The following is a 10226-nucleotide window of genomic DNA, read 5'->3' on the forward strand; positions in this document are numbered from 1 at the left end:
GACATCGCTCTCGACAAGACCGTGGCCACGCCCGCCGAGGCGGTGGCGGACGTGCCGGACGGCGCGTCCCTGGCCGTCGGCGGCTTCGGACTCTCCGGCAACCCCGTGCAGCTCATCGAGGCCCTGCTCGAGCAGGGCGCCACGGACCTGTCCGTCGTGTCCAACAACTGCGGCGTGGACGGCTGGGGCCTGGGCATCCTGCTCGGCGCGCGCCGGCTGCGGAAGATGACCTCCTCCTATGTGGGGGAGAACAAGGAGTTCGCCCGCCAGTACCTCGAGGGCGAGCTCGAGGTGGAGCTCGCCCCGCAGGGCACCCTCGCGGAGAAGCTCCGCGCCGGCGGGGCCGGCATCCCGGCGTTCTACACCCGCTCCGGCGTCGGCACCCAGGTGGCCGAAGGCGGCCTGCCCATGCGCTACGACGCGGACGGCACCGTGGTGAAGTCCTCGCAGGCCAAGCCCACGGACACGTTCGTGCTCGGCGAGGGCTACCTCAGCCAGGCCCCGGACCAGCCCGAGACCTATGTGCTCGAACGCTCCATCGTCACCGACTTCTCCCTCGTGCACGCGTGGAAGGGCGACCGCCACGGCAACCTCGTGTTCCGCAAGGCCACCCGCCAGTTCGGCCCGCCCGCGGCCATGGCCGGCCGGGTGTGCATCGCCCAGGTGGAGGAGCTCGTCGAGCCCGGCGAGATCGACCCGGATGACGTGCACCTGCCCGGCGTCTTCGTGCACCGGATCGTGGAGGTCGGCACGGACATCGAGAAGCGGATCGAGAAGCGCACCGTGCGCGCATCGGGGGAGGAGCAGGCATGAGCGAGCAGACCACCGGGCGCCCCCGGGCCTGAGCCGCGACCAGATGGCGGCCCGCGCCGCGCAGGAGCTGCCGGACGGCGCCTACGTCAACCTCGGCATCGGCATGCCCACGCTGATCCCCAACCACATCCCCGCCGGGCGGTCCGTGGTGCTGCAGTCCGAGAACGGCATCCTCGGCACGGGCCCGTACCCCACGGAGGACGCCGTGGACCCCGACCTGATCAACGCGGGCAAGGAGACCGTCACCGTGAACCCGGGGGCGTCCTTCTTCGACTCCGCGCTGAGCTTCGGCATGATCCGCGGCGGCAAGATCGACGTCGCCGTCCTGGGCGGCATGGAGGTCTCCGCCGCGGGCGACCTGGCCAACTGGATGGTGCCCGGCAAGATGGTCAAGGGCATGGGCGGCGCGATGGACCTCGTCCACGGCGCCGGCCGCGTGATCGTCATGATGGACCACGTGTCCAAAGACGGGACCCCCAAGATCGTCGACCAGTGCACCCTGCCGCTGACCGGCCGCGCCGTCGTCGACCGCATCATCACGGACTTGGCCGTCATCGACGTCGTCGGCACCCCGGAACAGCCCCGCCTGGCGCTCGTGGAGACCGCGCCCGGCCTCACCGAGGAGCAGGTCCGCGCGCTCACCGGCGCACCGCTGGACTGAGCCGACGACGCCGCCCCGCGGCCCCGGCGCATCGCCTCGGCGGGCATCGGACCGGCACGGGATAGACTGGACGGCCGCGCCCTGATCGGGGCGCGGCCGTCGCCGTGGACGCTGGAAGGACGTGAGGCCATGGGCAAGAACAGCAAGGGCAAGGCCGCCAAGCAGCCGGCCCCCGGCGAGCGCCAGGTGATCGCCAACAACAAGAAGGCGCGCCACGACTACACCATCCTCGACACGTACGAGGCCGGCATGGTGCTCACCGGCACCGAGGTGAAGTCGCTGCGCGAGGGCAAGGCCTCGCTCGTGGACGGCTTCGCGGTCTTCTACCGGGACGAGCTGTGGCTCGAGCAGGTGTACATCCCGGAGTACCTCAACGGCTCGTGGACCAACCACGCCGCCCGCCGGCGTCGCAAGCTGCTGCTGCACCGCGCCGAGCTGACGAAGATCTCCCGGCAGATCCAGGATCCGGGCCTGACCATCGTGCCGCTGTCCCTGTACTTCCTGAACGGGCGCGTGAAGGTGGAGATCGGAGTCGCACGGGGCAACCGCGAATACGACAAGCGGCACAAGCTGCGCGAGCAGCAGGACAACCGCGAGGCCCAGCGGGCCATGCGGATGCGCAACCGGCGCGCCGGCGTGGCCTGAGCGCGCGGCGGGCCCCTTGGGAATGCCCGGGGGGCGTGCTACATTGTATCTCTCGCAGGCCCGGTTTCAGGACCGGCGGGCTCCACGCCCTCCGCCTGCAGTGGTGATTGACAACCTCATAGAGGAGTCGCCCCCCTGGGGCCGATCGGTTTCGACGGTGTGTGTCGCGTCGGGAGAAGCGGGCCGAGGATGCAGAGTCATCTCGTCAAACGCTCTCTGCAAACCAATAAGTGCCGAATCCAAGCGCACTGACTTCGCTCTCGCTGCCTGATCAGTGATCGAGTCCGTCACCCCGAGGTCGCTGTCGCCTCGGATCGTGGCGTCAGCTAGATAGCCACTGGGCGTCACCCTCGCCGGGGGTCGTGACGCCGACATCAATCCGGCTGGGTCCGGGTTGGCCGCCCGTCTGCGGGACGGCCAGGACCGAGCAACACCCACAGCAGACTGCGCCCGGAGAAGACCTGGCAACACCTCATCGGACGCGGGTTCAATTCCCGCCGGCTCCACTCACCACACGCGAAGGCCCCCCGACGTCACGTCGGGGGGCCTTCGTCGTGCCCGGGAGTCTCCGTCCCTGCTCCGGCCGCGCCACGCGGTAGTAGCGTGGGCCCATGAGCGACATGATCTACAACCGTCTCGGCTCCTCCGGCCTCCAGGTCTCGCAGTTCAGCTTCGGCTCCTGGGTGACCTTCGGCAACCAGGTCGACGTGGGCCTGGCCAAGGACCAGCTGGCCGCCGCCAAGGAGGGCGGGGTCAACTTCTTCGACAACGCCGAGGTCTACGCCGGCGGCGAGTCCGAGTCCATCATGGGCCGGGCCATCGCCGAGCTCGGCTGGAAGCGCCACGAGTACGTCGTCTCCACGAAGCTGTTCTGGGGGATCCACGGCGACGTGGTGAACATGAAGAACACCCTGAACCGCAAGTACCTGATGCAGGGCATCGACGGCTCCCTCGAGCGCCTCGGCCTGGACTTCGTGGACCTGGTGTTCTGCCACCGCCCGGACCCGCACACTCCCATCGAGGAGACCGTCTGGGCCATGAGCGACATGATCAACCGGGGCAAGGCCCTGTACTGGGGCACCTCGGAGTGGAGCGCGGACGAGATCCGCGCGGCGTGGAACATCGCCGAGCGGCACCATCTGCACAAGCCCGTGATGGAGCAGCCGCAGTACAACCTGCTGCACCGCACGAAGGTGGAGGAGGAGTACGCCCGCCTCTACGAGGACATCGGGCTCGGCCTGACCACCTGGAGCCCGCTGGCCTCCGGCATCCTCTCCGGCAAGTACGTGGACGGCGTCCCGGAGGGCTCCCGCGGCGCGCTGAAGGGCTACGACTTCGTGAAGGACTCGATCGCGGACCAGGAGACCACCGCCAAGGTCCGACAGCTCGTGGACATCGCCGCCGAGCTCGACGTGACCCCGGCGCAGCTGGCCCTGGCGTGGACGGCCTCGAACCCGCGCGTGTCCACCGTGATCCTCGGCGCCTCGAGCGTGGCGCAGGTCCAGGAGAACCTCAAGGCGCTGGACGTGATCGAGCTGGTGACCCCGGAGGTCCGCGAGCGCCTGGAGGCGGTGTTCGCCTGACGGTCCGCCGGTCGCGGGCGACCGCGGCCGGCGTCGTCGCGCCCCGGTAGAGTCCCCGCAGAGGGCCGCCACTTCGAGCGCCCCGGCGTGGAAGGGGCTCCCCGTGGAGGCTGCACTGTTTCGTGAGACCCTCATCGGCGATGCGGGGCTGATCGGCGGCCTGCTGCTCGTCGCGGTGGTCCTGCGGGCCAAGGTCCGGGTCCTCCAGTGGCTGCTGCTGCCCGCCCCTGTGATCGCCGGTCTGCTCGGGTTCCTGCTTGGCCCGCAGGTGGCGGGCGCGTGGGGCCTGCGCGTCGGCGCCTGGGAGTTCACGGGGCTGCCGTTCTCCCCGTACGTGGGCTCCTACACCACCCTGCTGATCGCGGTGGTCTTCGCCTGCCTGGCGCTGTCCCAGTCCTTCTCCTTCAGGAAGGCGACCGGCCCGCTGGCCGGCTTCACCGGCTACGGCGTGCTCATGTCCGCCGGCCAGGTGGTCGCCGGCATGCTGCTGGTCTTGCTCGTCCTCGGCCCGGTGATGGGCTCCTCGGACGCGATCGGCATGGTGCTGTTCGCCTCCTGGTCCGGCGGGTTCGGCACCTCCGCGGCCCTGGGGGACGTGTTCGCCGACGCGGGCCGCCCGGAGATCACCTCGATCGCCTTCACCTCGGCCACCGTGGGCATGCTCTCCGGGATCGTCGGCGGCGTGATCCTGGCGAAGATCGGCTCCTCCCGGGGGCACACCCGGGCCTTCAGCACGCAGGCCGCGTTCACACCGTCCCTGCGCACCGGCGTGCTGGAGCACGACGACCGCCCCGTCGCCGCCCGGCACACGATGTCCGGGTCCTCCATCGAGACGCTCACCCTGCACATGGCGCTGGTGGGCGCCGTCGTTGCCCTCGGCTGGCTGTTCATGACCACCACCGGCGAGGTGCTGGACGACTTCGCCCTGCCCCTGTTCGCCAGCGCCTTCTTGGCGGGCCTGCTCGCCCGGTGGGTCGTGGTCCGCTCCGGCGCCTCGCGGGTGATGGAGCCGCAGACCCTCAAGGCGCTGTCCGGGGCGGCCTCGGACGTGTTGATCGTCTGCGGCATCGTGTCCATCGAGCCGGCGTTCGTCGCCGACCACCTGGCGGAGCTGGCCGTGGTGTTCGCGCTGGGCCTGGCGTTCTGCATGTTCCTGGGGCTCGTGGTCGCCCCGCGGTACCTGGGGGAGAGCTGGTTCGAGAAGCAGATCTTCACGTGGGGATGGGCCACCGGGTCCGTGGCCACCGGCATCGCGCTGCTGCGCATCGTGGATCCCGACCTCGAGTCCGGGACCGTCGAGGACTTCGGGTACGCCTACCTGCCGCTGATCCCGGTGGAGGGGGCCGCGGTGGCGATCGCCCCGCTGCTCATCGTCGCCGGGGCGCCCTGGTCGGTGGTCGCGATCTGGGGCGTCATCGCCGTCGTCGGGGCCGTCGTCATGGTCCGTCAGGGCGGGCCGGACCCCCGGCGGACGACGACGGCGGCACGCGCCTGAGCGGCACGCCCGGCTAACGACCCTGGGGGCCTTGTCCGCAGCCCCCGAGCCCGCCCCTCGACCCGCTGACCGCCGACTGGGTCCGGCGATGGACCGACACCGTGGACGCCGCCTTCGGCCCCCGCGTCCGGTTCCTCGGCCTGCAGGGCTCCCGCGCCCGCGGTGAGGCGTCCGCGACCTCGGACATCGACGCCGTCCTGGTCCTGGACGCGCTCACGCCCCGGGACGTCGACGCCTACCGGGAGCTGCTGGACGGCCTGCCGCACCGGGAGCTGGCCTGCGGGTTCCTCTCCGGCCGGGACGAGCTGCTCGCCTGGGACGCGGCGGACCTGGTGCAGTTCGTGCACGACACCACGCCGATCCGCGGCAGCCTCGCGGAGCTGCTGCCTCGCCTGGACGCGGCCGCCGTGGCCCGGGCGGTCACCGCGGGTGCCGGGAACGTCTACCACGGCGCCGTGCACACCCTGGTGCACACCCGCAGCCCGGAGACGATCGCCGGCCTGGCCAAGGCCGCCGCCTTCGTGGTCCAGGCCCGGCACCTGCAACGCACCGGGACGCACGTGCGCCGTCAGACGGACCTGCTGGACGTGGTGGACCCCGCGGACCGGGACGTGCTGGCCCTCGCGCTCGCCGTGCGGGGCGGCGCCGCCGTGGACGTGGACCGGGACGGCCGCCTGCTGTTCGGGTGGGCGCAGCGGGTCCTCGTCGGCTGAGCCCGCGGCTCAGCGGACCAGGAACCCCACGGCCAGGACGCCGACGACGGCGGCCGCCGTCCCGGAGGCCAGGTGCACCAACCACACCCGGACGGCGCGCCGGGTCCGGCCGGCGAGGACCTCCTGCGCGGCCTGGAACGCCACCGTGGACCATGTGCCCAGGGCCAGGACGAACGCGCCGGCGGCGCCGAGGGCCAGTGCGGCCCCGGCCGGGCCCTCGGGGTCGGCGGATCCGGGCCCGAAGCCGATCGCGAACAGCGCCCCGGCGAGCGCGGAGGCCGTCACATTGGCCAGCAGGACACCCCGGCCGCCCCAGCGGTGGTCGGCGAGATGGCGCAACCCGGCCCCCACGGCCGCCGCCAGGCCGGCGAGGAGCACGGTCAGGAGGACCGTCCCGGCGCTCATGCGGCCGCCCCGTCCGGACGGCCGGCGGAGCCGGACCCGGCGCCCCGGCCGCCCAGGTGCAGTCCCAGGGCGGCCGCGGCGGTGCTCAGCGCCGCCAGCACCGCCACGGCGATCAGCAGGCCCACGACCACGACCGCCAGGAGGATCCACCACGTGTCCCCCGTGGCGGCCAGGCCGGCGGTCATCATCACGGGCAGCGCCAGCGTCGCGGCCACGGTGCCGAAGGTGGTGAAGGCGCCCAGGAAGCCGGTCCCCAGTGCCGCCACGAGGCGGGGATCCCACCGCGCGCCGGGACGTCCGGACGCGCCCCGCAGCAGGCCCAGGAGGAAGGAGCCCAGCACGTTCACGGCCGCCACCGATGCCAGCGTGGCCGACGCGGTGCCGAGCGGCCCGGAGATGCTCGGGTCCCCCGGACCCATCGCCTGGGCGATCAGCGCCCCGGCCCCGAGGCTCGCGAGCGCACCCGCCGCCCCGCCGAGCGCCACCCAGGGCAGCGTCCGGCGCGCCGCGGCTCCGCCCGCGGCCGGCCGCGCGTCCGCCACGGGTCAGTCCTGGCCCGGGGTCAGCCGGCGCAGGACCTCGTCGTGCAGCAGGCCGTTGGTGGCCAGGGCGTGCCCGCCGAAGGGGCCCTCCTCGCCGTCGAGGGAGGTGAACCGGCCACCGGCCTCCCGGACGATCGGCACGAGTGCGGCCATGTCGTGCAGCGCGAGCTCCGGTTCGCACGCCACGTCCACCGCACCCTCGGCCAGGAGCATGTAGGACCAGAAGTCGCCGAAGCCGCGCACCCGCCACACGTCCGAGGTGAGCTGCAGGAACTCCCGCACCGCCCCGCGCTCCCGCCACCCCTCGATCGAGGAGAAGGACAGGGACGCGTCCTCCACGCGGTCCACGTCGGAGACGTGGATCCGCTGGGCGCGCGTCAGGGACGTCCCCGCGAACGCGCCCTGGCCGGCCGCGGCCCACCAGCGCCGGTGCAGGGCGGGGGCGGAGACGACGCCGACCACCGGCTCGCCGTCGATCAGCAGCGCGATCAGGGTGGCCCACACGGGCACCCCGCGCACGAAGTTCTTGGTGCCGTCGATGGGGTCGACGACCCACTGGCGTCCGGTGCGGGAGAGGTCCCCGCCGAACTCCTCTCCGAGGATCAGGTCGCGCGCCCGAGCCCGGGACAGCGTGGACCGGATGGACTCCTCGGCCGCGCGGTCGGCGTCGGACACCGGGGTGAGGTCCGGCTTGGTGCTGACCTCGAGATCCTGGGCCTTGAAGCGGGACATGGTGATCGAGTCCACGTTGTCCGCGAGCATGTGCGCCAGGCGGAGGTCCTCCGTGAGGTCCCGTGCGGCGTTCCGGGTCTGGTCCATGTGTCCCACGCTATACCGCGGGCGGGCTCAGTCCTCGGAGGAGGCGGACCCGCCGGCCTCCGCCGTCGTGCGGTTGCCCAGCAGCCGCCGCAGCGACGCCAACCGGGCCGGGCCGGCCTCACCCGCGTGGCCCTCCGCCACCCAGGCGTCGAGACCGCAGCCGGGGGAGTCCGCCAGGTGGGTGCAGCCGCGCGGGCAGTCCTCCAGGCCGCCGGCGAGGTCCTCGAAGGCCTCCACCACGCGGTCCGGCTCCACCCAGCCCAGCCCGAAGGAGCGGATGCCGGGGGTGTCCACGACCCAGGTGTCCGGCACCGGCTCCCCGTCCGGGCCGGGCAGGGGCATGGCCAGGGCGGAGGAGGAGGTGTGCCGGCCGCGGCCGGTCACGGCGTTCACGTGGCCGGTGGCGCGCCCGGCGCCCGTGAGGGCGTTGAGCAGCGTGGACTTGCCCACGCCCGAGGGGCCCACGAACGCCGCCGTGTGCCCGGCCAGGCGCGCGGCCACCCGCTCCACGAGCCCGTCGTCGAGGTCCGTGTCCCCGGACTCCGCCTCGAACCGGGAGGCGCCCGACGTCATGACCTCCAGGTCCAGGGCCTCGTAGTGGGCCACGAGCTCGGCTGGATCCCGCAGGTCCGTCTTGGTGATGAGCAGCACCGGGTGGATGCCGGCGTCGTAGCAGGCCACGAGCGCGCGGTCGATGAAGCCCGTGCGCGGCTCCGGGTTGGCCGCGGCCACCATCACCATCAGCGTGTCCGCGTTCGCGACGACGACGCGCTCCACCGCGTCCGAGTCGTCCGCCGAACGGCGCAGCACCGTGTCCCGCTCCTGCACCCGGACGATGCGGGCGAGCGAGCCCTCGTCCCCGGAGAGGTCGCCCACGACGTCCACCCGGTCGCCCGTGGCGATGGGGGTGCGGCGCAGCTCCCGCGCCCGCATCGCCGTGACGGGGGCGTGGGCCCGGCCCGGCAGCACCACCGTGTACCGGCCGCGGTCCACCGTGGTGACCAGGCCCGTCTGCGCGTCCTCGTGCTGGGGACGCTGCTTGGTGCGGGGCCTGGTGCCCCGCTTCGACGGGCGCACGCGCACGTGGGACTCGTCCCAGGCCGAGGGGTCCAGTCCGCGTCCCATCAGCGCACCTCCTCCTTCTCGGGCCGGTCGTGCGCGGGCTCCCCGCCCACCAGGGCCGTCCACAGCGCGGGGAAGTCCGGCAGCGTCTTGGCCGTGGTGGCCACGTCCTGCACGGCGGTGCCGGGCACCGCCAGCCCGACGACGGCGGCGAAGGTGGCCATCCGGTGGTCGTGGTAGGTGCGGGCCTCGGCCGGGCGCAGCGGTCCGGAGTAGTCCGAGCCGGGGAAGGCGAGGGCGTCCGCGGACTCCTCGACCCGCACCCCGAAGCGCCCGGCCTCCGCCGCGATCGCCGCGAGCCGGTCCGTCTCATGTCCGCGCAGGTGGCCGATCCCGGTCAGGTGCGTGGGCCCCGACGCCAGGAGCGCCAGCGCGGCCGCGGTGGGGGCCAGCTCGGCGGTGCCCACCAGCTCGCCCGCACCCGCGATGCGCGGCCGGCCCGCCTCGTCCACGCCGCCGCGCACCGTCAGGGTGCCCCGCGCGTCGTCGGTGGGATCCGGAGTGAAGGAGACCTCGGCGCCGAAGGCGGGAAGGATGCTGCGCCAGCGGTCGCCGATCTGGGTGGTTGCGGCCGGCCAGTCCGGCACGGAGACCTCTCCGCCCGTGACCGCGGCGGCCGCGAGGAAGGGTCCGGCGTTGGAGAGGTCCGGCTCCACCGCGGACTCGACGCCGGCGGGGGCGCCGGGGTGCACCCGCCACGCACCCTCCTCGAGGGTGTCCACGTGGACCCCGTGCTCGCGCAGGAACTGCACCGTCATCGCGACGTGCTCCGGGCTGGGCACCTGGGCACCCGTGTGCCGCAGCGTCAGCCCCGCCGGGCGGCGCGCGGCGGACAGCAGGAGGCCGGAGAGGAACTGCGAGGAGGCCGAGGAGTCGATCGCCGCCTCCGCCCCGAGCTCCTCGCCGGTCGTCAGGCGGACGGGCAGGAAGCCCTCCGCGCCGAGGAACTCGACGCGGGTGCCCGTCTGGGCCAGCCCGTCGAGGAGGGGCGCCATGGGGCGCACGCGGGCGCCGGCGTCCCCGTCCAGGACCACGGTGCCCGGACGGAGCGCGGCCACTGCGGGCACGAAGCGCATGACCGTGCCCGCCAGCCCGCAGTCGACCGCCACCGGCTCCTCCAAGGGCACGCCCACCGGCAGCGGCTGCACCACGACGGCGCCGTCCGCCCGGTCCTCGAACCGGGCCCCCAGCGCCGTGAGGGCGGTGCGCATCAGGTCGGTGTCCCGGGAGCGCAGGACGCCGTGCAGCACCGAGGGGCCGGCGGAGATCGCCGCGAGCACCAGGCACCGGTTGGTCAGCGACTTCGAGCCCGGCACGCGCACCGTCCCGCGCACCGGCCCGGCCGCGGCCGGCGCCGGCCACGGGTCCGGCCAGGCGGAGGCGGGCGTGCGCGACGCGGCGGAGGCGCAGGGCGGCGTCGTGGGGGAG

11 protein-coding genes and 1 other RNA gene are annotated in these 10226 nt (G+C 73.6%); 7 read left to right on the forward strand and 5 right to left on the reverse strand.

The features are described from left to right. Nucleotides 1-3: 3 nt before the first annotated feature. The 7 genes from MHY29_RS02785 (at nt 4) to MHY29_RS02815 (ending at nt 5910) form a co-directional block, all read left to right on the forward strand. Entirely contained in the window at nt 4-813 is an 810-nt protein-coding gene (locus tag MHY29_RS02785; protein WP_239238173.1) for a CoA transferase subunit A, read from the forward strand. 43 nt (nt 814-856) lie between these two features. Continuing rightward, nucleotides 857-1474, forward strand: coding sequence for a 3-oxoacid CoA-transferase subunit B (locus tag MHY29_RS02790; protein ID WP_239238166.1), 618 nt, complete (start codon nt 857-859; stop codon nt 1472-1474). A gap of 129 nt (nt 1475-1603) precedes the next feature. Then, the gene (gene smpB, locus MHY29_RS02795) at nt 1604-2119 is read left to right on the forward strand and encodes an SsrA-binding protein SmpB (RefSeq protein WP_044659238.1); all 516 of its coding nucleotides are present in this window, start codon (nt 1604-1606) and stop codon (nt 2117-2119) included. Nucleotides 2120-2256: 137 nt separating this feature from the next. Next, nucleotides 2257-2628, forward strand: a transfer-messenger RNA (tmRNA) gene (ssrA, locus tag MHY29_RS02800). Between the two features lie 102 nt (nt 2629-2730). After that, nucleotides 2731-3702 (forward strand): aldo/keto reductase, encoded by a 972-nt coding sequence (locus tag MHY29_RS02805; protein ID WP_239238167.1) that lies wholly within the window; start codon nt 2731-2733, stop codon nt 3700-3702. A 103-nt stretch (nt 3703-3805) separates the two neighbouring features. Beyond that, nucleotides 3806-5197 (forward strand): sodium:glutamate symporter, encoded by a 1392-nt coding sequence (locus tag MHY29_RS02810; RefSeq protein ID WP_239238168.1) that lies wholly within the window; start codon nt 3806-3808, stop codon nt 5195-5197. A 101-nt stretch (nt 5198-5298) separates the two neighbouring features. Next, a complete protein-coding gene (locus MHY29_RS02815) occupies nt 5299-5910 on the forward strand; it encodes a nucleotidyltransferase domain-containing protein (RefSeq protein WP_239238169.1) in 612 nt (203 codons plus the stop codon). Between the two features lie 9 nt (nt 5911-5919). Here the strand turns inward: MHY29_RS02815 and MHY29_RS02820 are convergent, their stop codons facing one another. The 5 genes from MHY29_RS02820 to aroA form a co-directional block, all read right to left on the reverse strand. Then, a complete protein-coding gene (locus MHY29_RS02820; RefSeq protein ID WP_224355273.1) occupies nt 5920-6315 on the reverse strand; it encodes a CrcB family protein in 396 nt (131 codons plus the stop codon). Then, nucleotides 6312-6857 carry a CrcB family protein gene (locus tag MHY29_RS02825; RefSeq protein ID WP_224355272.1) on the reverse strand — a complete coding sequence of 182 codons (546 nt, stop codon included), beginning with the start codon at nt 6855-6857 and terminating at the stop codon, nt 6312-6314. The genes MHY29_RS02820 and MHY29_RS02825 overlap by 4 nt, the downstream gene beginning before the upstream one ends. 3 nt (nt 6858-6860) lie before the next feature. Further along, on the reverse strand, nt 6861-7676 hold the full coding sequence (gene hisN / locus MHY29_RS02830) for a histidinol-phosphatase (RefSeq protein ID WP_239238170.1): 816 nt from the start codon (nt 7674-7676) through the stop codon (nt 6861-6863). A 27-nt stretch (nt 7677-7703) separates the two neighbouring features. Further along, nucleotides 7704-8801, reverse strand: coding sequence for a ribosome small subunit-dependent GTPase A (locus tag MHY29_RS02835; protein ID WP_239238171.1), 1098 nt, complete (start codon nt 8799-8801; stop codon nt 7704-7706). Beyond that, nucleotides 8801-10226: 3-phosphoshikimate 1-carboxyvinyltransferase (gene aroA / locus MHY29_RS02840; RefSeq protein WP_255718474.1), on the reverse strand; the 1426-nt coding region annotated here is incomplete at its 5' end. The genes aroA and MHY29_RS02835, both read right to left, overlap by 1 nt.

Origin of the sequence: Micrococcus sp. ACRRV, from assembly GCF_022346985.1 — a bacterium.
Lineage (GTDB): Bacteria > Actinomycetota > Actinomycetes > Actinomycetales > Micrococcaceae > Micrococcus > Micrococcus porci.